Annotated in this window: 16 protein-coding genes; 9 read left to right on the plus strand and 7 right to left on the minus strand. The window is 69.5% G+C overall.

Going from position 1 to position 24,974, the window contains the following annotated elements; genetic code table 11:
• The first annotated feature begins 4 nt into the window (after nt 1-4).
• Nucleotides 5-175, plus strand: coding sequence for a DUF1328 domain-containing protein (locus tag NAV27_RS01105; protein ID WP_003282841.1), 171 nt, complete (start codon nt 5-7; stop codon nt 173-175).
• A gap of 377 nt (nt 176-552) precedes the next feature.
• Nucleotides 553-1,782: a nucleoside recognition domain-containing protein gene (locus NAV27_RS01110; protein ID WP_003286803.1), complete on the plus strand. Its 1,230-nt coding sequence runs from the start codon at nt 553-555 to the stop codon at nt 1,780-1,782.
• A 65-nt stretch (nt 1,783-1,847) separates the two neighbouring features.
• Here NAV27_RS01110 and NAV27_RS01115 read toward each other — a convergent pair whose 3' ends face one another.
• The 5 genes from NAV27_RS01115 to NAV27_RS01135 all read right to left on the minus strand — a co-directional run bounded on the left by NAV27_RS01115 (nt 1,848) and on the right by NAV27_RS01135 (nt 7,166).
• On the minus strand, nt 1,848-2,870 hold the full coding sequence (locus NAV27_RS01115) for an AbrB family transcriptional regulator (RefSeq protein ID WP_102828042.1): 1,023 nt from the start codon (nt 2,868-2,870) through the stop codon (nt 1,848-1,850).
• 1 nt (nt 2,871) lies between these two features.
• Nucleotides 2,872-4,386, minus strand: a complete 1,515-nt coding sequence (locus tag NAV27_RS01120) for a tripartite tricarboxylate transporter permease (RefSeq protein ID WP_102828041.1) — start codon at nt 4,384-4,386, stop codon at nt 2,872-2,874.
• A gap of 1 nt (nt 4,387) precedes the next feature.
• On the minus strand, nt 4,388-4,831 hold the full coding sequence (locus NAV27_RS01125; protein ID WP_008569351.1) for a tripartite tricarboxylate transporter TctB family protein: 444 nt from the start codon (nt 4,829-4,831) through the stop codon (nt 4,388-4,390).
• Nucleotides 4,832-4,910: 79 nt separating this feature from the next.
• Nucleotides 4,911-5,885 carry a Bug family tripartite tricarboxylate transporter substrate binding protein gene (locus NAV27_RS01130; RefSeq protein ID WP_102828040.1) on the minus strand — a complete coding sequence of 325 codons (975 nt, stop codon included), beginning with the start codon at nt 5,883-5,885 and terminating at the stop codon, nt 4,911-4,913.
• A gap of 24 nt (nt 5,886-5,909) precedes the next feature.
• Nucleotides 5,910-7,166, minus strand: coding sequence for an OprD family porin (locus tag NAV27_RS01135; RefSeq protein WP_008569353.1), 1,257 nt, complete (start codon nt 7,164-7,166; stop codon nt 5,910-5,912).
• A gap of 172 nt (nt 7,167-7,338) precedes the next feature.
• Here NAV27_RS01135 and NAV27_RS01140 point away from each other — a divergent pair, with 172 nt between their 5' ends.
• On the plus strand, nt 7,339-8,010 hold the full coding sequence (locus tag NAV27_RS01140) for a response regulator (RefSeq protein ID WP_102828039.1): 672 nt from the start codon (nt 7,339-7,341) through the stop codon (nt 8,008-8,010).
• A complete protein-coding gene (locus NAV27_RS01145) occupies nt 8,003-9,400 on the plus strand; it encodes a sensor histidine kinase (protein ID WP_008569356.1) in 1,398 nt (465 codons plus the stop codon). The genes NAV27_RS01140 and NAV27_RS01145 overlap by 8 nt, the downstream gene beginning before the upstream one ends.
• Nucleotides 9,401-9,414: 14 nt before the next feature.
• Here the strand turns inward: NAV27_RS01145 and NAV27_RS01150 are convergent, their stop codons facing one another.
• Nucleotides 9,415-10,998, minus strand: coding sequence for a methyl-accepting chemotaxis protein (locus NAV27_RS01150; RefSeq protein WP_102828038.1), 1,584 nt, complete (start codon nt 10,996-10,998; stop codon nt 9,415-9,417).
• 358 nt (nt 10,999-11,356) lie between these two features.
• Here NAV27_RS01150 and NAV27_RS01155 point away from each other — a divergent pair, with 358 nt between their 5' ends.
• Nucleotides 11,357-12,322 (plus strand): TAXI family TRAP transporter solute-binding subunit, encoded by a 966-nt coding sequence (locus NAV27_RS01155; RefSeq protein WP_102828037.1) that lies wholly within the window; start codon nt 11,357-11,359, stop codon nt 12,320-12,322.
• Between the two features lie 118 nt (nt 12,323-12,440).
• Nucleotides 12,441-14,990, plus strand: coding sequence for a TRAP transporter permease (locus NAV27_RS01160; RefSeq protein WP_102828036.1), 2,550 nt, complete (start codon nt 12,441-12,443; stop codon nt 14,988-14,990).
• A 141-nt stretch (nt 14,991-15,131) separates the two neighbouring features.
• On the opposite strand, the gene NAV27_RS01165 is transcribed toward NAV27_RS01160, so the two are convergent.
• The gene (locus tag NAV27_RS01165; RefSeq protein WP_054093950.1) at nt 15,132-16,025 is read right to left on the minus strand and encodes a cache domain-containing protein; all 894 of its coding nucleotides are present in this window, start codon (nt 16,023-16,025) and stop codon (nt 15,132-15,134) included.
• A 228-nt stretch (nt 16,026-16,253) separates the two neighbouring features.
• Between NAV27_RS01165 and recC the strand changes: the two genes are divergently transcribed.
• Genes recC through recD form a run of 3 tightly spaced genes read left to right on the plus strand, consistent with a single transcriptional unit; the run spans nt 16,254 to nt 24,900 of the window.
• Entirely contained in the window at nt 16,254-19,508 is a 3,255-nt protein-coding gene (gene recC, locus NAV27_RS01170; RefSeq protein WP_102828035.1) for an exodeoxyribonuclease V subunit gamma, read from the plus strand.
• Entirely contained in the window at nt 19,505-23,053 is a 3,549-nt protein-coding gene (gene recB, locus NAV27_RS01175) for an exodeoxyribonuclease V subunit beta (RefSeq protein ID WP_102828034.1), read from the plus strand. The genes recC and recB overlap by 4 nt, the downstream gene beginning before the upstream one ends.
• The gene (gene recD, locus NAV27_RS01180; protein WP_102828033.1) at nt 23,053-24,900 is read left to right on the plus strand and encodes an exodeoxyribonuclease V subunit alpha; all 1,848 of its coding nucleotides are present in this window, start codon (nt 23,053-23,055) and stop codon (nt 24,898-24,900) included. The genes recB and recD overlap by 1 nt, the downstream gene beginning before the upstream one ends.
• Nucleotides 24,901-24,974 lie beyond the last annotated feature (74 nt).

Below are 24,974 nucleotides of genomic sequence, written 5' to 3' on the forward strand. Positions count from 1 at the left end.
CACCATGCTGAGTTGGGCTATCACTTTCCTGATCATCGCCATCATCGCCGCGGTACTGGGCTTCGGTGGCATCGCAGGCACCGCTACAGGTATCGCCAAGATCCTGTTTGTGGTCTTCCTGGTGCTGTTCGTGGCATCGCTGATCTTCGGGCGAGGACGCGGTCCGCGCGTCTGACGGGATGAAGCCGCCCGTAGCGGGCGGCTCCACACCGAGGAGCGGAAACGGCACAGGACGCCAGAGTTCTTTCGAGGTGCGCGTAGCGCGCCTCAACAGCGGCGCCGACGCAACGCTCGGCGCCGAGGGAAGCAGCCCCGACAAGGGGTGAACCAGGGGGACGGGTTGCTCTGCATGGCGGCGTGACCCAGGGGTACAGGGAGTACCTTCGGCAACGGTCCGGGTTCGGCTGGTGCTGCGCGCCGGAGCATGGTCATCGCTCCGGCGCGCGGCCCTATCGTCGCTTTGTCCACTTCGCGGATTTTTCCCTCGCTGTCGCTCTATCCTCCCGGCATGACGCGGCTATCATCGCTGCCTGTCGAAAGAGGGGGATGCACATGCTCAACGGCCTCTGGCTGGGCTTTTTCCTGGTTGCCGCCGCCGCCGCCCTGGCGCGCTGGCTGCTTGGCGGCGATCCGGCGGTGTTCGCCGCGCTGGTGGAAAGCCTGTTCGCAATGGCCAGGCTGGCCGTGGAAGTGATGATTCTTCTGTTCGGCACGCTGACGCTGTGGCTGGGCTTTCTGCGCATTGCCGAGCAGGCCGGACTGGTGGAACTGCTGGCGCGGCTGCTCGGCCCGCTGTTCCGTCGACTGATGCCCGAGGTGCCGGCCGGGCATCCGGCGCTGGGGCTGATCACCCTCAACTTCGCCGCCAACGGCCTGGGGCTGGACAACGCCGCCACGCCCATCGGCCTCAAGGCGATGCGCTCGCTGCAGGAGCTCAACCCGTCGAGCACCACGGCGAGCAACGCGCAGATTCTCTTTCTGGTGCTCAACGCCTCGTCGCTGACACTGCTGCCGGTGTCGATCTTCATGTACCGCGTGCAGCAGGGTGCCGAGGACCCGACTCTGGTGTTCCTGCCGATCCTGCTCGCCACCAGCGCCTCGACTCTGGTCGGGCTGCTGTCGGTGGCGCTGATGCAGCGCCTGCGCCTGTGGGACCCGGTGGTGCTGGCCTACCTGATTCCCGGTGCGCTGCTGCTCGGCGCATTCATGGCGCTGCTGGCGAGCCTGTCGGCGACCGCGCTGGCGTCGCTGTCCTCGCTGCTGGGCAACCTCACGCTGTTCGGCCTGATCGTGGTCTTCGTGGTGGTCGGCGCGCTGCGCAAGGTGCCGGTCTACGAGAGCTTCGTCGAAGGCGCGAAGGAAGGCTTCGACGTGGCCAAGAGCCTGCTGCCGTATCTGGTCGCCATGCTGGTGGCGGTCGGTGCGCTGCGCGCATCCGGCGCCCTGGATTTCGGCCTGGACGGCATTCGCTGGCTGGTCGAGACGCTGGGCTGGGACACCCGTTTCGTCGATGCGCTGCCGACCGCATTGGTCAAGCCGTTCTCCGGCTCTGCGGCGCGCGCCATGCTGATCGAAACCATGCAGAACCACGGCGTCGATAGCTTCCCGGCGCTGGTCGCGGCGACGGTGCAGGGCAGCACCGAGACGACCTTCTATGTGCTGGCGGTGTACTTCGGCGCCGTCGGCATCCAGCGCGCGCGGCATGCGGTGGGCTGTGCGCTGCTGGCGGATCTGGCCGGTGTGATCGCGGCGATTCTGGTGTGCTACTGGTTCTTCGGCTGAAACCGCATCGGTGGCAAACGCAATGACTGCGCTTGGTGCCAAAAAAGAGCCCGCCTGGCGGCGGGCTAAAGCGTGGCTCGTTGCCAGAGCCGAAACAACGGCTCGGCGAGAAACATCACCAGAAACAGCCTGAGCACCTGCACCGCAGTTACCAGCGCCACCGACAGCTGCAGCGCCTCGGCGGTCAGGCACAGCTCGGTGATGCCGCCGGGCATCATCCCCAGCATCAGCGAAGTCTCATCCAGCGCCGTCGCCCAGCCGAGCCCGGCGGCCAGCGCCACGGCGACCAGCATGGCCGTCAGCGTGAACAGCAGCACGCGCAACAGAAACAGCGGCGCAGTGCGGAAGAACGCGCGATCGAAGTGGCAGGCCAGCGACGAGCCGATCAGCCATTGGCCGACCTGCCCCAAGCCGTCCGGCAGGCCGACGTGCAGGTCGAATCCGGAGCTGGCCAGCGCGCAGGCGGTCAGCGGGCCGAGCATCCACGGGTTGGGCTGGCCGCACCGCCGCCAGAGCAGCGCCAGCAGACCGCCGGCGGGCAGCAGCACGGCCAGCCAGAACCCGTCGACCGGCAGCGGCGCAGGTGGCTGGACCGGCGGCAGGCTCCAGGTGAAGAACGCCGGAATCACCAGCACCACCAGCAGCATGCGCAGGCTGTGCGCGGCGGCGACGCGGCCGGGGTTGGCGGCGTGGCGGCTGGCGAGGTTGACCATCTCGCTGGCACCGCCCGGCATGCTGGCGAAGTAGGCGGTGGCGCGGTCGCAGCCGCCGCGCGAGAGAATGAACATGCCGATCAGGCTCAGCGCCAGGGTGCCGAGCGCGCCGGCGAGGATCGCGCCGAAGTGCGCCAGCACCTCGCCCAGCACCTCGCCGGTGAAGTGCAGGCCGATGGCGCTGGCGACGATCCATTGCCCGGCCTGACGCCCGCGCGGCATCTCTGCCACCAGCCAGCCGCTGCAGCGCACCGCGATCACTGCCAGCAGCGAGCCGACCATCCACGGCAGCGGCCAGCCGGCCAGGCTCGCCAGCCAGCCGCCGACGGCACCGATCAGCGGCGTCGCCCACCAGGCCGGCAGCCGCTGGCGCATGTCAGGCCTGCGCCTCGATCACGCTGCCGCGGCGGCGCTTGAGGTACCAGCGCAGCGCCGGCATACCGAGCATCGCCACGGTCAGCGCCCACAACGCCAGGGTGATCGGGCTGCCCCAGAGGATGCCCAGCTCGCCGTTGGAGATCGACAGCGCACGGCGCAGGTTGTCTTCCATCATCTCTCCGAGCACGAAGCCGAGGATCAGCGCCGACAGCGGGAAGTCCAGCTTGCGCAGCAGGTAACCGAACACACCGAGGCCGACCATCAGCACCAGGTCGAAGGTGGTGCTGTGCACAGAGTAGACGCCGACCATGCTGATCACCGTGATCGCCGGCACCAGCACCCAGTTCGGCACGGCGAGCATGCGCGAGAACAGGCCGACCAGCGGGATGTTCATCACCAGCAGGATCACGTTGCCGATGAACAGCGAAGCGATCAGGCCCCAGACCACGTCCGGCTGCTGTTCGAACAGCAGCGGGCCGGGGGTGATGTTGTACAGCGTCAGCGCGCCGATCATCACCGCGGTGGTGCCCGAACCCGGCACGCCGAGGGTCAGCATGGGGATCAGCGAGCCGCAGGCCGAGGCGTTGTTGGCCGCTTCCGGCGCCGCCAGGCCGCGCAGGTCGCCATCACCGAAGCGGCCCTTGGCACCGGCCATGCGCTTCTCGCTCATGTAGGTCATGGCGCTGGCGATGGTCGCCCCGGCGCCCGGCAGCGTACCAATGATGAAGCCGGCCACGGCGCTGCGCAGCATGGTCCAGAAGGTCAGGCAGAATTCCTTGAAGTTGAACAGCAGCCGCCCGCTGGCCTTGACCACCTGCTGGCCGCTGTGGGTCTTCTCCAGCATCAGCAGGATCTCGCTGACGCTGAAGAAGCCGATCACCACGATGACGAACTGGATGCCGTCGGACAGGCTGACGCTGTCGAAGGTGAAACGGTAGACACCGGTGGTCGAATCCACGCCCACCGTGGCCAGCGCCAGGCCCATCAGCGCGGCCATCAGCGTCTTCACTGGCTTGTCGCCGACCATGCCGCCGAGGCAGGCGATGGCGAAGATCATCAGCACGAAATACTCCGCCGGGCCGAACGCCACCGCCCATTTCGCCAGCAGCGGAGCGAACAGCACCACGCCGCAGGTGGCGATGAAACTGCCGACGAACGAACTCACCGCCGACAGCGACAACGCAATGCCGGCCTTGCCCTGACGCGCCAGCGGATAGCCGTCGAGGGTGGTCATCACCGCCGCAGCGTCGCCCGGCACGTTGAGCAGGATCGCCGAGATGCGCCCGCCGTATTCGCAGCCCAGGTACACCGCGGCGAGCAGGATCAGCGCCGTCTCCGGTGGCAGGCCGAGGGCGAAGGCCAGCGGCAGCAGCAGCGCCACGCCGTTGATCGGGCCGAGCCCCGGCAGCAGGCCGACCACGGTGCCGACGAAGGCGCCGAACAGCGCCACCAGCAGGTTGGTCGGCCGGGTGGCGACATCAAAGCCCTGCAGCAAGAAATTCAAAGTTTCCATATCAGCTCTCCAGCAGCCGCAGCAGGCCGAGCGGCAGCGGCACGTCCAGCAGGTAATCGAACAGCCCGTAGAGCAGCACGCCGAGCAGCGCGCCGCTGATCAGGCTGGGCCACAGGCGACCGTTGAACAGCAGGCCGAGGGCAAAGCCGGTCAGCGCGGTGCTGATGACGAAACCCAGGGTTTCGAACAGCAGCGCGTAGGCCAGCAGCGCCAGCACGCAGAGCACCGCGCGCACGGCGCCCGGAGAGTCGAATGCCGGCGTCGGTTCACCCTGCGGCTTGAGCAGCAGCCATAGGGCGCCGCAGCCCATCAGCAACAGCAGCAGCAGCGGGTAGGCGCGTGGGCCGACCGGGTCGTAGGCGAAGGGCGCCTCGAAGCCCCAGGCGAGCAGGGCGAGGCCGGCGCAGGCGAGCAGCCACAGCGCGGCGAAGACACGTACGTACATGACGGGATACCTCAAGGATGCGGCCGCCCGAGCGTTGCGGGCGAGCCGTGCGGCCCGCGGGCGCGGGCCGGTTCTGGCGTTACTTGAGCAGGCCGAACTCGCCGGCCAGGGCCTTGTAGTCCTGCACCTGCTGCTTGACGAAGGCTTCCAGCTCATCGCCGGTCATCGACAGCGGGAACAGGTCGCGCTGTTCGCGCAACTTGGCGAAGTCCTCGTCGGTGAGCAGGGTGTCGAACTGGGTCTTCCACCAGTTGAAGTCCTCGTCAGGCACTTCCGGGCCCATGTAGAAACCGCGGATCACCGGCCAGCTGATGTCGTAGCCCTGCTCCTTGGCGGTGGGGATGTCGGCCAGCTTGCCCGGCAGGTGCTCGTCGGCGAGCACGGCGAGGATGCGGATCTTGCCGGCGTCGAGCTGCGGGGTGACTTCGCCGAGGCCGCTGGAGGTGACCTGTACGTGGCCGCCGAGCATGGCGGTCAGCGTTTCGCCGCCGCCCTCGAAGGCGACGTAGCGCAGCTTCTTCGGATCGACACCGGCAGCGCGGGCGATCAGCGCGGTCTGCATCCAGTCCTGGCCGCCGATGGTGGCGCCGGCGCCGAATACCACGCTGCCCGGGTCCTTCTTCACCGCGGCAATCAGCTCGTCGAGGTTCTGGTAGGGCGCGTCGGCGCGCACCGAAATGGCGCCGTAGTCGGTGCCGACCGCGGCCAGCCAGCGCACGGCGTTCTCGTCGTAGCGGCCGAACTTGCCCTGCGCGAGGTTGAGCAGCGAGCCGCTGGAGAAGGCGGTGATGGTGCCGGGATCGGCAGCGCGCTGGGCAACCACCGCGTTGTAGGCCACCGCGCCTACGCCGCCTGGCATGTAGGTGACGCGCATCGGCGCCTCGAGCAGGCCGGCGTCCTTCAGGCCACTCTGGGCCAGCTTGCAGGTCAGGTCGAAACCGCCGCCGGGTTTGGCCGGAGCGATGCACTCGGGGCGTTTGGGTTCGGCCAGCAGCTGGCTCGACAGCAGCAGGCAGGACGACAGCAGGGCGAAACGGCTGAGTCGGGTTTTCATCGAAAGGTCCTCTTCTTGTTCTGTTTACCAGATCGGCAGGCTATAGCTGACGATCAGGCGGTTTTCGTCGGCGTCGCGGGCAAAATCGGAGCGGAACATCGCGTTGCGCCAGCGCAGTGCGACGTTCTTCAGCGGGCCGCTCTGCACCACGTACTTGAATTCGAAGTCGCGTTCCCACTCGCTGCCGTTGCTGCCGCCGGAGTACTCGGCGTTATCGCCGGAGATGTAGCGGGTCAGGAAGGTCAGGCCGGGGATGCCGATGGCGGCGAAGTTGTAGTCGTAACGCGCCTGCCAGGAGCGCTCGTCGGCGTTGGCGAAGTCGTTGATCTGCACGAAGTTGACCAGGAACGGATCGCCGCCGTCGATGTAGGCATAGCCGGTGTCGCCGCGCATCTGCTGGTAGCCAAGGCTGAACTTGTGGCCGCCCAGGCTGTAGCCGAGCATGCCGTTCCAGGCCTGGTTGTCGATCTTGCCGGCGTTGGCCGCGCCGCTGTCGTCGCTGAGCATCACGCGCAGGTCGGCGCTCAGCGCGGAGTTGTCGCTCAGCGGCTTGACGCCCAGCAGGCCGAAGAAGTGCTGGCGGTAGACGTCGTCCAGCTCGCCGTAGTAGTAGCGCCCGGTGAGGTTCTTGCTGAAGGCGTATTCGGCGCCGGCGAAGGTCAGGTGGTCGGCCTCGGCGGCACTGGCGAAGCGGCTGTTCTTGTTGTTCAGCTGCAGGTCCTGGGAGTTGGTCGAGGCGCGGTCGATGACCTTGTCCAGGCGCCCGCCGGTGAGGGTCAGGCCGTCGATGTCGGTCGAGGTGACGGTGGCGCCTTCGAAGACCTGCGGCAGGGTGCGGCTGTCGCTGGCCTTGACCACCGGCAGCTCGGGGATGTGCGATCCGTAGCGCAGCTCGGTCGCGGCGATCTTCGCCTTGGCGGTCAGGCCCAGGCGGCTGAACGCGTCCGGCGTGCCGCCATCGTCCTGCACCGGCAGCAGATCGGTGCCGGCGCGACCGCCGCCGGAGTCGAGCTTGACGCCGAGCATGCCCAGCGCGTCGAGACCAACGCCGACGGTGCCTTCGGTGAAGCCGGAGCGCACGTCGAGGATGAAGCCCTGGGTCCATTCCTCGCGCTTGGACTGGCCATCGCCTTCGCGGAAATCGCGGTTCAGGTAGATGTTATGCGTCTGCAGGGTCGCGCTGCTGTCCTCGATGAAGGCGGCCTGGGCGAAGGGCGTCAGCGAAGCGGCGGCGACAGCAAGGGCGAGACGGGCAGGTGTGGGTCTGACGACAGTCAGCATTGGGTATCTCCAGTTGTTGTTTTTGTTGTCACGGCACATGCGCCGTGCGGAGGTGGATCGAGCCACCTGCGAGCGATCCTAGGCAGTCAAGCTTTCGCCAGCCTTTCAGCGCGCCGTGGGCTGATTTCTGCCGCTACACTGGCGCTCCGTTGGCAGATCGAAGGGACAGGCAATGCGCATTCTCCTGGTCGAGGACCACCCGCCGCTGGCCGAGAGCGTGACGCAGGCGCTGCGCGCCGCCGGTTGGACCGTGGACCTGCTCGCCGACGGCATCGCCGCCGACCTGGCGCTGGCCAGCGAGGATTACGCCCTGGCGATTCTCGACGTCGGCCTGCCGCGGCTCGACGGCTTTCAGGTGCTGGCGCGCCTGCGTCAGCGCGGCAAGACTCTGCCGGTGCTGATGCTCACCGCGCGCGGCGAGGTCAGCGACCGCGTGCACGGCCTCAACCTCGGCGCCGACGACTACCTGGCCAAGCCGTTCGAGCTGTCCGAGCTGGAGGCGCGGGTCAAGGCGCTGCTGCGCCGCAGCGTCGCCGGCGGTGAGCGCCAGCAGCGCTGCGGCGTGCTGGTCCACGATCTGGATGCGCGGCGCTTCAGCCTGGCCGGTGAGCCGCTGAGCCTGACTTCCCGCGAGCAGGCGGTGCTGGAGGCGCTGATCGCCCGCCCCGGTCGGGTGATGAGCAAGGACCAGCTGGCCGCGCAGGTGTTCGGCCTCGACGAGGATGCCAGCGCCGAGGCCATCGAGATCTACATCCATCGCCTGCGCAAGAAGCTCGAAGGACGGCCGGTACGCATCGTCACCTTCCGCGGCCTGGGCTACATGCTCGAGGCGCTCGATGGCTGAGCGCACCGCGGCCGGCAGTTTGCGCGCGCGGCTGCTGCTGCGGCTGACCATCCTGCTCACGCCGCTGCTGCTGTATGGGGCCTGGAGTGCCTACTGGAACGGCCGCGCCGCCGCCGATACCGCCTACGATCGCACCCTGCTGGCGTCCGCGCGGGCCATTGCCGATGGGCTGGTGACCAGCGACGGCAGGCTGCGCGCCAACGTGCCCTACGTGGCGCTGGACACCTTCGCCTACGACAGCGCGGGGCGCATCTATTACCAGGTGCTGGACACCGAAGGGCGTCTGGTCAGTGGCTACGAACAGTTGCCCGCGCCGGGCGCCGAGGTCCGCCGCACCGACGACTACCCGGCGCTGGCGCGCTTCTACGACGGCGAGTTCCAGGGCCAGGGCGTGCGTCTGGTCAGCCTGCTGCAGCCGGTCAGCGAGCCTGAGCTGAACGGCATCGCCGAGATTCGCGTGGCCGAGACGCTCGGCGCGCGCGAGCGCATGGCGCGCAGCCTGTTGAACGACACGCTGTGGCGCCTGGGTCTGCTGGCGCTCGCCGCGCTTTTGCTGGTGTGGCTGGCGGTCAGCGCCGCGCTGCGCCCGCTGGCCCGGCTCAGCGAGGCGGTGCAGGATCGCGCGCCGGATGATCTGCGGCCGCTGCCGCTGGTCGACGTGCAACGCGAGCTGAAGCCGCTGGTGGCTGCGCTCAACCAGTTCACCGAGCGTTTGCGCGGGCAGTTCGAGCGCCAGGCGCGCTTCATCGCCGATGCCTCCCACGAGCTGCGCACGCCGCTGGCGGCGCTCAAGGCGCGCATCGAGCTGGGTCTGCGCGAGGCGCAGCCGAATGTCTGGCGCACCACCCTGGAAGACGCCGGGCAGAGCACCGACAAGGTCATCCACCTGGCCAACCAGCTGCTCTCGCTGGCGCGCATCGAGAGCGGTGCGCAGTCCATCGCCGAGGGTGGCGCGCAGCGCCTGGACCTGTCGCAGCTGGCTCGTGAGCTGGGGCTGGCGCTGGCGGCGCTGGCGCACAAGCGCGGCGTCGCCCTGGCGCTGGAGGCCGAGGCGCCGGTATGGATCGACGGCGAGCCGACGCTGATTAGCGAGCTGCTGAGCAACCTGCTGGATAACGCGCTGGCGCACACCGTCGATGGCGGCAATGTGGTGCTGCGGGTGCTCGACGGCGCCGTGCTGGAGGTGGAGGACGACGGTCCGGGCATTCCCGCCGACGAGCGCGAGCGGGTGTTCGCGCGCTTCTACCGTCGCGATACCGGTGGGCACGGCGCCGGCCTCGGCCTGGCCATCGTCGGCGAGATCGTGCGTGCCCATCGCGCCGAGATCAGCCTGGATCAGGGCCGGCTCGGCGGTCTGCTGGTGCGGGTACGCTTCCCCGGCGCGGCGTAGCCAAGGCACATCGTTCAGGCGCGGCGGCGGCTCCAGAACTGCTGCGCCAGCTGCTGCATGCCGACCACCAGCCCGGCGACGCCGGCGGCGCTCTGCTGGCTCTGCAGCCCGGCCACCGCGTGTCGCTCGGCACCGGCGCGGATGCTGACGATGCTCTGGTTGATCTGCGCGGCGGCGGCGCTCTGCTGGTCGACCGCGGTGGCGATCTGCGTGCTCATGCCACTGATGTCGGTGACCTGATCGTTGATGTCGCGCAGCGAACGTTCGGCGTGTTCGGCGCGGTCGACGCTGATCTGCGCCTGCTCGCGGCTGCGCTGCATGACCGCTACCGCCTCGCGCGAGCCGGCCTGCAGCGTACCGATGATGCCCTGAATCTCCGCGGTGGCCTCGGCGGTGCGCGAGGCCAGGCCGCGCACTTCGTCGGCCACCACCGCGAAGCCGCGTCCCTGCTCGCCGGCGCGCGCCGCCTCGATGGCGGCGTTGAGCGCCAGCAGGTTGGTCTGCTCGGCGATGCTGCGGATCACTTCGAGCATCCGGCTGATGTCCTGGCTGTGGCCTTCGAGCAGCTGGATCACCTCGGCGGCGCGCTGAATCTCGCCGGCCAGGCGAGCGATGCTGGTCCCGGTCTCGCCGACCATGCCACGCCCGCTGGCGACATCGTCGTCGGCGAGCGCCGCCGCCTGCGCCGTGCGCTGGGTGCTCGCGGCAACCTCGCGCACGCTGGCGACCATCTGGTCGATGGCGGTCGCCACGAGGTCGGTCTGCTGTTGCTGGGAGGCCGCGCTGGCGGTGCTTTCCTGCAGGGCGTCGGCGAGTTCATGGGCGTGCTCGCTGATCTGCCGGCTGGAGTCGGCGATACGGCCGACCACGGCGCCGGCCTCGGCTTCGAGCATGCGCAGGGCGAAGGCGATCTCGCCCAGTTCATCGCTGCGTCCGGTGTAGATCAGCTGGCTCAGCGGGTTGTAGCCGATGCGCCGCGCCTGGCTGCGCAGCGTGCGCAGGGGCGCCAGCGCCAGCAGGCTGAGCAGCGCGGCGGCGAACCCGCCGGCAGCGCCGGCGAGCAGGGCCAGCGGCCATGTCAGGCCGGCGAGCAGCGCCGTCGCCCCTGCGCCGAACAGGCTGCCGAGGCCGGCGCACAGCGCGACGCGGGCCTGGAAGCCGGGCCGCCAACGGCTTTGCGCCAGACCGGCGGGCGTGCCGGCGCGGGCGTAAAGCGCCTCGGCGGCGCGAATCTGTTCGGGCTGCGCCTTGGTGCGCACGGACTGGTACTCGACTACCTTGCCGTCACGGCTGATCGGCATGGCGTAGGCATCGATCCAGTAGTGATCGCCGTTCTTGCAGCGGTTCTTGACCAGCCCCATCCACGGCCGGCCGGCCTGCAGCGTGCTCCACATGTCGGCGTAGGCGGCGGGCGGCATGTCCGGGTGGCGGATCAGGTTGTGTGGCTGGCCGAGCAGTTCGGCTTCGCTGTAGCCGCAGATTTCGATGAAATCCGTGTTGGCGTAGGTGATCTGGCCTTTGAGGTTGGTGGTGGAGAGGATGTTGGCGTTTTCGCGGACGCTGACTTCACGGCCGGTGACAGGCAGGTTGGTTCGCATGTGGGCGAATCTCTTCCGTGGGAACAGAGGGACGATTTCGCGAGGCGGGTGGTGGTGCGGCTCTGATCGGAGGATCGGCAGCATCTCGTGATGGACCGCCAGTGACGGCTGCGGCGGACTTTATGCCAGTTTCATGACACTTGTATGGCAGTGTGCCAGCATCGTGTCGGCGCCGCTAGCCGCTTGTTGATGCCGCAGTGGAAACGCTTTCGCGGCGGCGCAGTCCATGAAAGGCGGACTCGCGCCCGTGTTCCGGCGTACCGGCCGCGCAGTCGAACTGGTCCTGCTAGACTCCCGGCTTCCGGGCAGGCTCAAGAGGGCTGCCGGGTCATCAAAAACAACCAAAAGGAGTTCATCCATGAAAGGCAAATCCTTGGCATGGATCTTTACCGTCGCATTGGCGGGTAGCGGCCTGGGTGGCACAGCACAGGCCCAGGAGAAGTTCGTCACCATCGGCACCGGCGGTCAGACCGGCGTCTACTACGTGGCGGGGCAGTCGATCTGCCGCTTCGTCAACCGCAACGCCGAGAACATCAAGTGCAACGCGCCGGCCAGCGGCGGCGGCGTGGCCAACGTCAACGGCCTGCGCAGCGGCGAGTTCAACTTCGGCATCATGCAGTCCGACCACCAGTACAAGGCGATGGAAGGCGTCGCGCCCTTCGAGAAGGAAGGCAAGATGGATGACATCCGCGCCGTGTTCTCGCTGCAGAGCGAGGTCTTCACCGTGCTGGCGCGCCGCGATGCCGACATCAAGGGCCTGGACGACCTCAAGGGCAAGCGCGTCAACATCGGCAACCCCGGTTCCGGCCAGCGTGACACCCTCGAGGAGATCATGCAGGTCAAGGGCTGGGACAAGTCGGTATTCGCCCTGGCCGCCGAGCTGAAGCCGGCCGAGCAGGCCAGCGCGCTGGGCGACAACAACATCGACGCGATGACCTACTTCGTCGGCCATCCCAACGGCGCCATCCAGGAAGCCACCACCACCGTCGACGCCGTGCTGGTACCGATCACCGGCCCGGAAATCGACAAGCTGCTGGCCGCCAAGAGCTACTACACGAAGGCCGAGATCCCCGGCGGGATCTACAAGGGCAGCGATGCGCCGACCTCGTCCATCGGCGGCAAGGCCGTGCTCTCGACCACGGCCAAGGTCGATGCCGAGGTGGTCTACCAGCTGGTCAAGTCGGTGTTTGACAACATCGAGCGTTTCCAGCGCCTGCACCCGGCGTTCAAGGACCTCAAGCCGGAGGAGATGATCAAGGTCGGCCTGAGCGCGCCGCTGCATGAAGGTGCCGAGCGCTACTACAAGGAACGCGGCTGGATGTAAGGGTCGCGCGGCCGCTCCGGCGGCCGCCTGCTCTTGCTTCGCTCAGCCGGAAAACCCGTGCACCGTTCGGTCACGGGTTTTCGTGGTTTCCGTCACCTGAAAAAACAGGCCTCATTTCATGCAAGACAAACAACTGTCCACCGAGGAGCTGATCGCCCAGGACGTCGGCGCGCGCCTGCCCGAAGGTGCGATGGCGCAGATCATCGCCGGGCTGGCGCTGGCCTGGTCGCTGTTCCAGCTGTGGATCGCCTCGCCGCTGCCGTTCATCTTTCGCATCGGCGTGCTCAACGATACCGAGACCCGCTCGATTCACCTGGCCTTCGCGCTGCTGCTGGCCTTTCTTGCCTACCCGGCGTTCAAGCGCTCGCCGCGCGACCGCGTACCGCTGCTGGACATCGCCTTCGGGCTGGTGGCCGCGGCCAGCGCTGCATACCTGTTCATCTTCTACGAACAGCTGGCGCAGCGGCCGGGCAACCTCACCACGCTGGACCTGATCACCGCCTGCGTCGGCATTCCGCTGCTGCTGGAAGCCACCCGCCGCGCGCTTGGCCCGCCGCTGGCGATCATCGCCCTGGTGTTCATCCTCTACAGCCTGGCCGGCCCATGGATGCCAGGGCTGCTGGCGCACCGCGGGGTCAGCTTCACCGCGATGGCCAACCACCAGTGGATTACCACCGAAGGGGTGTTCGGCATCGCCGTCGGGGTTTCCACCAGCTTCGTCTTCCTCTTCGTGCTGTTCGGTGCACTGCTCGAACGTGCCGGCGCCGGGCATTACTTCATTCAGCTGGCGTTCAGCCTGCTCGGCCACATGCGTGGCGGCCCGGCCAAGGCCGCAGTAGTTGCGTCCGGCATGACCGGACTGATCTCCGGCTCGTCGATCGCCAACGTGGTGACCACCGGCACCTTCACCATCCCGATGATGAAGAAGGTCGGCTTCTCCAAGGAAAAGGCCGGCGCGGTGGAAGTGGCCTCGTCGGTCAACGGCCAGATCATGCCGCCGGTGATGGGCGCCGCGGCGTTCCTGATGGTCGAGTACGTCGGCATGCCGTACGTCGAGATCATCAAGCACGCCTTTCTGCCGGCGGCGATCTCCTACATCGCGCTGCTCTACATCGTGCATCTGGAAGCGCTCAAGCAGGGCATGCAACCGATCGGCAATCGCCAGCCCAAGCCCTGGCTGCGCCGCCTGACCGGCTTCGCCTTCGGTGCGGCGCTGGTGTCGGGGCTGTCATTGGCGGTGTACTACGGCCTCGGCTGGCTCAAGCCGGTGCTGGGCGACTACGCGCTGCCGGGCATCTCGGTGCTGCTGGCGCTGGCCTACCTGGCGCTGCTGAAGGTCGCCGCGAGCAATCCGCCGCTGCCGGCCGAAGACCCGGACAAGCCCCTCGATGAACTGCCCAACACCCGCGCCGTGCTGCTCTCCGGTCTGCACTTCCTGCTGCCGGTGGTGGTGCTGGTCTGGTGCCTGATGGTCGAGCGGCTGTCGCCCGGCCTCTCGGCGTTCTGGGGTTCGGTGATGCTGGTGATCATCCTGCTGACCCAGCGTCCGCTGCTCTCCTGGATGCGCGGCGACGGCGGCGCGACCCACGGCACGGCGAAGGACGGGTTGATCGACCTGCGCGAGGGCATGATCGCCGGTGCGCGCAACATGATCGGCATCGGCATCGCCACCGCCGCGGCGGGCATCATCGTCGGCGCGGTGTCGCAGACCGGCGTCGGCCTGGTACTGGCCGACGTGGTGGAAGTGCTGTCGATGGGCAACCTGCTGCTGATGCTGATGCTGACTGCGGTGTTCAGCCTGATCCTCGGCATGGGTCTGCCGACCACCGCCAACTACATCGTGGTATCCAGCCTGCTGGCGCCGGTGATCGTCTCGCTGGGGCAGCAGAACGGGCTGATCGTGCCGCTGATCGCGGTGCACCTGTTCGTCTTCTACTTCGGCATCATGGCCGACGTCACCCCGCCGGTGGGGCTGGCTTCGTTCGCCGCCGCGGCGGTGTCCAAGGGCGACCCGATCAAGACCGGTATCGCGGCGTTCTACTACAGCCTGCGTACCGCGGCGCTGCCGTTCCTGTTCATCTTCAACACCGACCTGCTGCTGATCGACGTGAGCTTCTGGCACGGCGTGCTGATCTTCATGGTGGCGACGGTGGCCATGCTGCTGTTCGCCGCCGGTACCCAGGGCTTCTTCCTGGTGCGCAGCCGCTGGTACGAGAACGTGCTGCTGCTGCTGGTGGCGTTCACCCTGTTCCGCCCGGGATTCTGGATGGACATGGTGCACGACCCGTACCGCGACATTCCGCCGGCTCAGCTGGTCGAGGCGCTCGACGCGGTGCAGCCGGACAGCCAGCTGCGCCTGCGCATCCGCGGCGAGGACGCGGTGGGTGATGCGCGCGAGTTCGCCGTGCTGCTGCCGGTGCCGGAAGCTGCATCCGGTGCGCAGAAGCTGGAGAAGATCGGCCTGATGACCTACGAGGAAGACGGCAAGGTGCTGGTCGACAGCGTGACCTTCGGCAGTCTGGCCGCCGAGGCGGGTCTGGAATTCGACCAGGAGATCCTCACGGTGCGCGCACCGACCGAGCGCTGGCCGAAGGAGCTGATGTGGCTGCCGGGCTTGCTGCTGTTCGGCCTGGTGGTCTGGCTGCAGCGCCGCCGTCAGACGCGCTGAGCGAAGCGCTTGCCGGCATCGCCTGACCCCAGCCATGCGTGAGCATGGCTGGGGTTTTTTGTTGGGAAGTGGTCTTTCTGGAGGAGGGCGGGCTGACAGACCGCAGATCAGCCAGCCCGGCTGATAGGCAGAGCCGTGCGGTCAGCGCGGGGTGTAGTAGCCCACGCCGAGCAGCACGTCGTCGACCCGCTGGATCAGCGTGCGCTTGTGCTCCACGGCATTGGTCACCGGGTTGCGCCAGACGTATTCCACCGTGCCGGTGCCGTCCTTGCGGGCCAGCTCGATCATCTCGCGGAACAGCGGCTTGCCGGCGGCGTCGTTCACCGCGCGCACGTCGACGCCGACCAGGTTCGGCGAACCGCCGCTGGCGCGGTACTTGCCGTCTTCCAGGCCGATGACGAACACATACTCGTCGTTGACGAAGAATTCGCCGTTGCGCTCGTTGAACTGGCGATAGGCCGTCTCGCCGCCGACTTCGCGCAGTCGTGCCACCGCCTTGTCCAGCAGCGCCTGGGCCTGTTCCGCCGTCGCGCGCGGGATGTAGTAGCCGACGCAGAGGATGTTCTCGCCGACCTTGCGGAACTGGCTGAGCTTGTTCTCCACCTTGTTGTCGGCCGGGTTCAGCCAGTGGTAGGCCACCGCGCCGCTGTCGTCACGCTTGGCCGCTTCGAGGATGTCGTTGATGAAGGGCTTGCCGCTGGCGTCCTTCAGGTCGCGCACGTTCAGCCCGACCAGGCTGGCCGAGGTGCCGGCGCTGGCGCGCATGGTGCCGTCGGTGCCGAGCACGAAGATGTAGTACTGGCCCTTGGCGAAGGCGCCATCGCGGTCGTTGAACGCGGCCAGCGCCTGTTCCGGGCCGTTGGCCTGCAGGTAGAGCGCGGCGTTGTCGAGCAGCGCCTTGGCCTGCTTGGCCTGTGCGCGCTCCAGCGAGCCGACGGCCGTCGCCGGTGCAGCGGGCGTGGCGGCATGCGCCAGCGGCATGACACCCAGGGCGGCAGTGAGAGACAGCATGAGCAGAGTATGCGTGCGATTCATGGGTGACTCCTGGCGGGTAATGGGCGGTATTCGATCGCCCCATCGCACCCCATCCTAGGGTTCGTCGGCGGAAATGATATTGGTCGTCGGAACAGGAAGTGGCAGGCGAAAGGAGTAGAAACCCCCCGCCGCCGATGCCTTGCGACGCCATGCCGCGGCGCCCGGCCGGCTCGCCACTCGCGCAGGTGGCCTGTAACCTTGCCCGCTCAACCTTGCTGTGGTGCGCGCATGCTCAACCTCTACCACGCCCCCGATCTGGAAACCCTCGGCGAACTGGCCACCACGCTGCTCGCCCAGCCGCTGGCCGACCCTTTCGCCCCGGCGCGGATCGTGGTGCCCAGCCAGGGCATGGGCCGCTGGCTGACCCTGGAGCTGGCGCGCAAGCAGGGCATCGCCATGCAGCTCGACCTGCAGCTGCCGGCCGCCTTCGTCTGGGATCTCAGCCGCACGGTGCTCGGCAGCCTGCCGGAGCAGTCGGCGTTCGCCCCGTCGACGCTCACCTGGCGGCTGTACGGCTGGCTGAGCGAGCCGGCCAATCTGCAGCTGACGCCGCGTCTGGCGCAGTACCTGGACGGTGGCGACGAGCGTCGGCGGCTGAGCCTGGCGGCGAAGATCGCCGACACCTTCGACCAGTACCTGCTCTACCGCGACGACTGGCTGGCCGCCTGGGAGCGCGGCGAAACCCTCGACCTCGGGGCCGATGAAAGCTGGCAGGCGCTGCTCTGGCGCGAACTGACCAAGAACGGCCACCCGCACCGCGCGCGTCTGCTCGGCGACCTGCTGCAGCGGTTGTACCGCGACGAGCCGCTGACCGCACTGCCCGAACGGCTGCTGGTGTTCGGCATCAGCAGCCTGCCGCCGCATCACCTGCGCGTGCTCGACGGCCTGGCGCGGCACATCGACGTGGTGGTCTGCGCGCTCAACCCGAGCCGCGAGGCCTGGGGCGAAATCCGCGATATCCGCGAGCTGGCGCGTCGGCCCGAAAGCGCTGCGGACGACTGGTACCTCGACGTCGGCCACCCGCTGCTGGCCAGCCTCGGCAAGCAGGGCCGCGATTTCTTCGATGCGCTGTTCGCCCTCGACGGCGCGGAGTTCGGCCTGTACTCCGAGGACGCGGACCTGCGTGACGACAGCCTGCTGCACGCGCTGCAGCACGACATCCTGCGCCTGCGCACGCGCCGGCCGGAGGAGCGCATGGCGCTGGCCGCCGACGACCGTTCGCTGGAAGTGCACGTTGCGCATTCACCGCTGCGCGAGGTGGAAATCCTCCATGACCAGCTGCTGGCGCGCTTTGCCGCCGACCCGGCGCTGAGCCCCGATCAGGTGGTGGTGCTGACGCCGGATATCGAGCGTTACGCGCCGTTCATCGAGGCGGTATTCGCCGCCCGCGAGGGTGTGCCGCGCATTCCCTACAGCCTGGCCGACCGCAGCCTGCGCGCCGAGGTGCCGCTGATCGAGGCGTTCCTGCAGTTGCTGCTGCTGGCGCAGAGCCGCTTCACCGCCGAGGAAGTCCTCGCCTGGCTGGAGCAGCCGGCCATTGCCCGCCGCGCCGGTATCGACAACGAAGACCTGCCGCTGCTGCGCGACTGGTTGCGTGACGCCGGCGTGCGCTGGGGTCGCGATGCCGGCCAGCGCGCCGCGCTCGGCCTGCCCGACGAGGCCGCGTTCACCTGGCGCCAGGGGCTGGATCGCCTGCTGCTGGGTTTTGCCGCGCCGCCGCAACTGGCCGGCGACGCCGCGCCGCTGCTCGGCGAGCACTGGCCGCTGGATGCCCTGGAAGGCGCGCGCGGCCAGCTGCTCGGGCGGCTGGTGGCATTCGTCGAGCGCCTCGGCGAGCTGGCCGACCGGCTCGCCCGCCCGCGATCGCTGGCGCAATGGGCCGACGATCTGCAGCTGCTGCTCGACGAGCTGTTCGATGAGCGCGAGGCCGGCGATACCCTGTTGCTGCTGTCGCAGGCCTGCGCGGCGCTGCGCGAGCAGGCGCAGGCGGCGGACCTGGCCCGGCCGATCGAGGTGGAGCTGGTACATCAACAGCTCAGCGCGGCGCTGCAGCAGGGCGGCGGGGCGGCGGGCTTTCTCACCGGCGCGGTGACCTTCTGCACCATGGTGCCGATGCGCAGCCTGCCGTTCCGCCTGGTCTGCCTGCTCGGTCTCGACGACGGTGCCTTCCCGCGGCGCAATCCGCCGGCCGGCTTCGACCTGATTGCCCGCCATCCGCGCCGCGGTGACCGTGCACGGCGCCTGGACGACCGCTACCTGCTGCTGGAAACCCTGCTCTCGGCACGTGAGGCGCTGTACCTGTCCTACGTCGGCCGCGACCCGCGCGACAACGCCGAGCTGCCGCCTTCGGTGCTGCTCAGCGAGGTGCTGGAGGCAGTCGACCTCACTGCGGTGCTGGCCGACGGCGGCAAGCCCAGCGAGCGGATCGCCATCGCCCATCCGCTGCAGCCCTTCGCCCCGGGCAACTTTGCCGACGGCGCGCATGCCGGCTTTGCCGCCGCCTGGTTCCGCGCCGCCCAGGCGCTGGCGGCACCCGCACGGGACGTGGTGCCGTTCGCCAGCCTGCTCGCCGAGCCGGACGCCGCCTGGCTGACCATCGAGCCGTCGCAGCTGTTGCAGTGCTTTCGCCACCCGCCGCGCTTCCTGCTCGAGCAGCGCCTCGGCCTGCGCCTGGCCGAGGCCCAGCAGGCGCTGGCCAGTGACGAGCCGTTCGAGCTGGAGCTGCCCGCCTGGAATGGCCTGCGTCAGCTGTCGTTGCAGGCCGTCGAGCACGGCTGGAGCGACCGCGACGAGCGTCGGCTGGCCAGCGCCGCCGGTTGGCTGCCGCCCGGCGAACTCGGCCAGGCGCTGTGGGGGCGGCTGCGCGGGCCGGTGCGTGCGTTCGCCCCGCGGTTGTTCGAGCAGCGCCCGCAGGCCGTACCCGAGCCGCTGGCGATCGACATCACCCTCGCCGGCGTGCGCATCCACGGCTGGCTGGACGGCGTGACGCCGAGTGGGCTGTTCGGCTGGAAGCTCGGCCGCCTTGGCGAATGGGACCTGGCGCCGTTCTGGCTGCGCCACCTGCTGCTCAACCTGGCCGCCACGCCGGGTATCGAACGCCACAGCCTGCTGCTCTCGCCGGCCGGCGACTGGCAGCTGGGCCCGCTGGCGAACGCCGCCACGCTGCTCGAACCCTGGCTCGCTGCCTATCGCAGTGCCATCCGCGAGCCGCTGCCGCTGCTGGCGCGCAGCAGCCACGCGTTCGCCCGCGGCTATCGCAATCCGGCGCGCGGCAGCGAACCCATCGAAACGGCGCGCAAGCGTGCCCGCGAGGCGTGGCTGGGCGCCGAGTTCAGCCCCATCGCCGGCGAGTGCGACGATCCCTGGAACGCGCTGGCCTTCCGCGACCGCGATCCGCTGGATGCGCGCTTCGAGGCGTTGGCCGAGCAGCTGATCGGCCCGGCGCTGGATGCCCTGGCCCCGGACGAGGAGCAAGACGCATGAGCCTGGACCTGCTCGATTCGCCGTTCGACGGCCGCTCGCTGATCGAGGCCAGCGCCGGCACCGGCAAGACCTGGACGCTCACTGCGCTCTACGCACGGCTGTTGCTGGAGCGCCAGCTATCGGTGGGGCAGATTCTGGTGGTCACCTACACCACCGCCGCCACCGCCGAACTGCGCGAGCGCATCCGCGCGCGACTGGCCACGCTGCTGACGGTCTATGACGGCACGCCGAGCGACGACGACTTCCTCAACCGGCTGCACGCGCGCTTCCCCGACGACGCCTCGCGCCGGCGCCTGCTGCTCGCCGTGCACGGCTTCGACGAGGCCGCGGTATTCACCATCCACGGCTTCTGCCAGCGTGCCCTGCAGGACGCCGCCTTCGAGGCCGGCGGCGACTTCGACAGTGAACTCGCCGCCGACGACCGCGAACTGATCGACGCGCTGCTGACCGATGCCTGGCGTGGCGAGCTGGCCGCCGCCGATCCGGCGTGGGCGCGCCTGCTGGCCAAGCAGAAGATCACCCCGCAATGGCTGCGCCAGCGCCTGCGCGCGCACCTGGGCAAGCCGTACCTGCGCGTCGAGCCGCACGAGCCGCCGGCGCCCACCGACAGCCGCGCCGTCGAGGCCGCCTGGCAGCGCGCCGCGACGCTCTGGCAGCAGAACGGCAGCGCCTGGGTGGAGGAACTCGACGCCCATCGCGGGCTGAGCCAGAGCACCCACAAGGCGCTGAAATTCCCGCTCTGGCGCAGCGAACTGGACGCCTGGTTCGCCGATCCGGCGGCGCTCTACGACGCCCCGGACGGCCTGCTCAAGTTCGGCGCGCGGGCGCTGGCCAAGGCCTGCAAGAAGGGCTTCGACGCCCCCGACTGCGCGCTGGCGCAGGCGCTGGATGAACTCGCCGACCGCCTCGCCGAGGCGCTGCCGGCCGGCCGCCAGCGGCTGGTCGCGCTGCAGGTGGCGCTGCTCGCACGGCTCAACCGCGAGCTGCCCGAGCGCAAGGCGGCGCAGCGCCTGCTGGCCTTCGACGACCTGCTCAACCGCCTCGACCAGGCGCTGCAGGGGCCGGTGGGCGAGGACCTGGCCGCCGCGCTGCGCAGCACGTATCCGCTGGCGCTGATCGACGAATTCCAGGACACCGATCCGATCCAGTACGCCATCTTCGATCGCATCTACGCGCACGGCAGCGGCGCCTCGCTGTGCTTTGTCGGCGACCCCAAACAGGCGATCTACGCCTTTCGCGGCGCCGATCTGGCGACCTACCTGCAGGCCCGCCAGCAGATCGACCGGCCGGCCTATGACCTGCCGGTCAACCACCGTTCGACGCCGCAACTGATCGATGCGCTGAATCGCCTGTTCGCCCGCCCGCGACCGTTCTCCGAAGACGGGTTGGACTATCCGCCGGTGACCGCCGCCGACAAGTCGCGCGCTACCCTGCGTCTGGACGAAGAGGAAGCCGGCGCGCCGCTGGCGCTGGTCTGGCTCGGCGACGATGCGCTGGGCAAGGCCGAGGCCGCCGAGCTCGCCGCCCGCGACTGTGCCCGGCGCATCGCGCGGCAACTGGCCGCCGCGGCCGAGGGCCGTGCCGGCTTCGAGCAGGACGGCCAGTTCATCCCGCTCAAGGGCGGCGACATCGCCGTGCTGGTCGCCAACCACCGCCAAGCCGCGCTGATCGCCGAGCAACTGGCCGCCCGCGGCGTACCCAGCGTGCGCCGCGGGCGCGATAGCGTCTGGGCCAGCGAGGAGGCCGCCGAGCTGGCCGCGGTGCTGGCCGCCTACGCCGAGCCGGGCCGCGAAGGCCTGCTGCGCCACGCCCTGGCCACGCGCCTGCTCGGGCGGAGCGCCGCCGATCTGGCGCGCTGCCAGGACGATCAGCGGCAATGGGACGGCGAGCGCGAGGCGGCCGAGCGCTATCACCAGCTCTGGCAGCAGCAGGGTTTCATGCGCGTGTTCCGCGCCTGGCTCGACGAGCAGGCGGTGGCCGAGCGCTTGCTGCGGCGCCTCGATGGCGAGCGGCGGCTGACCAATCTGCTGCACCTGGGTGAGCTGCTGCAGGCCGAGAGCCTGCTGCGGCCGGGGCTGGAGCCGCTGCTGGCGTGGTTCAACGCCCAGCGCGGTGGCGAAGGCGCCGGCGACGAGGCGCTGCTGCGCCTGGAAAGCGATGCCGAACGGGTGCAGATCGTCACCATCCACACCAGCAAGGGCCTGGAATACCCGCTGGTGTTCTGCCCGTTCCTCTGGGACGGCAAGCTGCTCGGCAAGAATCTCGACAGTGCGCGCTGCCACGACGAACACGGCCGGCCGCTGCTGGACCTGGGCAGCGCCGAGCTACCGGAAAACCTGCAGCGCGCGCGCCGCGAGACCTTCGCCGAGCAGCTGCGCCTGGCCTACGTGGCGCTGACCCGCGCGCGCGACCGGCTGTGGCTGCACTGGGGGCCGGTGGCGCTGCCCAAGGCGAAGAAGGACGGCGAGCTGCCCGAGGAAGGTCTGCACAGCAGCGCCCTGGCCTGGCTGCTGCACGGCCGCGAGCTGGGCGGTGCGGATGCGCTCGGTGAACTCGGCGGCCATCTGGCCACGCTGGACGGCGTCGGCCTGCGCAGCGAGGTCGAACGGCTGGCGCAGGCGAGCGCCGGCAGTACTGCCTGCCTGCCCCTAGAAAGTCATGAGGCGAGCACCGCCAACAACCTGCGCGCCGTCGCGCCGCGACAGCTGGCGCGGCTCGAGCGCAGCCTGCACAGCGCCTGGCGCATCGGCAGCTTCTCCGGACTCGCCGCCGGCCTGCACATGGAAGCGCCGGACCACGACGCGCTGGCCATGCCGGATGCGGCCGAGCCGGGCAGCGGTTTCTTCGCCTTCCCGCGTGGCGCGCGCGCCGGTACCTGCCTGCACGCGATCCTCGAAGACTGGGCGCGTGGCCGCGGCGCATTGGCCGAGCGGGTCGAACCGGCGCTGCAGGCCTTCGGTCTGCCGCTGGAATGGCGCGACATTGCCATCGCCCAGCTGGAGCAGGTGCTGACGACCGATCTCGACGGCGCCGGGCTGACGCTGGCCAGCCTGCACACTGCACGGCGCCTGCCGGAGCTGGGCTTTACCTTCCCGGTGCGTCAGCTCGACGTCACGCGCCTGCGCGCGCTGCTCGCCGATCCGGCCAGCGGGCTGCCGGCGCCGCTGCGCGAGGCGGCGGCGCGGCTGGAGTTCGACACCCTGCGCGGCTTTCTCAAGGGTTTCATCGACCTCACCTTCGAGCATGACGGGCGCTGGTACATCGCCGACTACAAGTCCAACTGGCTCGGCCCGGACGCCAGCTACTACGGCGGCGAGCGGCTGTTGCAGGCGCTCGCCGGCGAACACTACTACCTGCAGTACCTGATCTACCTGGTGGCGCTGCGGCGTTTCCTGCGCCAGCGCCTGGCGGATTTCCGCGACGAGCAGCTGGGCGGCGCCTTCTACCTGTTCCTGCGCGGCATGCCCGCGGCCGGGGTGTATTTCGCCCGTCCCGACGATGCGTTGCTCGATGCGCTGGACCGGCTGTTCGAGGAGGGACACTGATGGCCGACACCGCCGCAACGCTGGCGCAACTGCCGCTGGGTGCGCTGGAACGCGCCTTCATCGCCAGCCTGCAGCGCCTCGAGCCGACGGCGCCGGTGCCGGTCCTGCTGGCCGCCGCGCTGTGCTGCGAGGCGCTGGGCAAAGGCGATGTCTGCCTGCCGCTGGCGCGCCTGGCCGGGCGCAGGCCGTGGCCGGAGCACGATATCCGCCTGCCGGCGCTGGCCGACTGGCGCGCCTGCCTGCGCGCCTCGTCGCTGGTCGGCGCGCCCGGCGCCTACGCGCCGCTGATCCTCGACGGCGAGCGGCTCTACCTCGCCCGTTACCAGGCCTACGAGCGGCAGCTGGCCGAACAGTTGCTGGCGCGTGCCGGCGATCGGCCGCCGGTCGATGAAGCGCAGCTCGGCGAGAGCCTGGCGCGGCTGTTCGCCTTCAATCAGCAGCGCCCGGACTGGCAACGGCTGGCCGCGGCGCAGGCGGTACGCCGGCGGCTGGCGGTGATTTCCGGCGGCCCCGGCACCGGCAAGACCACCACCGTGGTGCGCCTGCTCGCGGCATTGCTCGAACAGCCCGGCGGCGAGCGGCTGGCCATCGGCCTGGCGGCGCCCACCGGCAAGGCGGCGGCGCGCATGGCCGAGGCGATCCGCCACGCCAAGGCCGAGCTGCCGGTCAGTGACGCGGTCAAGGCGGCGCTGCCCGACGAGGCACGCACCCTGCACCGCCTGCTTGGCAGCCGCGGCGACAGTCCGCGGGTGCGCCATGACGCGGCCAATCCGCTGCCGCTCGACGTGCTGGTGGTGGACGAGGCGTCGATGGTCGATCTGGCGCTGATGGCCAAGCTGGTCGCCGCGCTGCCGCCCAAGGCGCGGCTGATCCTGCTCGGCGACAAGGACCAGCTCGCCGCCGTGGAAGCCGGCGCGGTGTTCGCCGAGCTCTGCGAAGGACGCGGCTTCGATGCCCAGGCGGCGGCCGATCTCGAGCGCATCACCGGGCAGGCCGTGGCGGTCGAAACGCCGCACTCGCGTCTCGGCGACGCGGTGGTGCTGCTGACGCACAGCCACCGCTTCGCCGGTGGCAGCGGCATCGGCGAACTGGCGCGGCGGATCAACGGCGGTGACGCGCGCGGCACGCTGGCGTTGCTGGACGAGACGCGGGCCGATCTGCGCTGGAACGCGGCACCCGCCGCGCCGGCGCTGGTCGAGCGCCTGGAGGAGGGCTATCGGCCCTACCTGCAGGCCGCGCGGCAGGGCGATCCGGCACAGGCGTTCGCGGCGTTCAACGATTTCCGCGCACTCACCGCGCAGCGCGAAGGCGCCTTCGGCGTCAACGGTCTCAACGAGGCACTGGAGGCACGGCTGCGGCGCCGTGCCGGTGTGTCGGTGCGTGAGCGCTGGTATGCCGGCCGTGCGGTGATGGTGCGGCAGAACGACTACGCGCTCGGCCTGTTCAACGGCGATATCGGCCTGTGCCTGTGGACCGAGCTCGGCTGGCGGGTGTTCTTCGAGGGCGACGACGGCCATCGCGCGTTCGCGCCGGCGCGCCTGCCGAGCCACGACAGCGCCTTCGTCATGACGGTGCACAAGAGCCAGGGCTCGGAGTTCGGCGACGTGCTGCTGGCGCTACCCGAGCAGCCCAGCCCGTTGCTGACCCGCGCGCTGTTCTACACCGGCATCACCCGCGCCAAGCGCAAGGTGGAAATCTGGGCGTTGCCGGCGCGGCTGACCGAGGCTGTGAACACCCGCGCCGAACGCGCGGCCGGGCTGGCCGAACGGCTGGCGGTCGACCCGCTCACGGCGGTGATGCCGACGGGGGCCGCGAGCGGCGCGCAGGATCAGCTCAGTCTGTTCTGATCGTCAGCCAAAAGTCGGCAACTTGCGGGCTGTGGCGGCTTTCTCGGCAGTGCGTCGACGGTTTCGTGAAGCGG

It is taken from the genome of Stutzerimonas degradans (assembly GCF_024448505.1).
GTDB classification, from domain to species: domain Bacteria; phylum Pseudomonadota; class Gammaproteobacteria; order Pseudomonadales; family Pseudomonadaceae; genus Stutzerimonas; species Stutzerimonas degradans.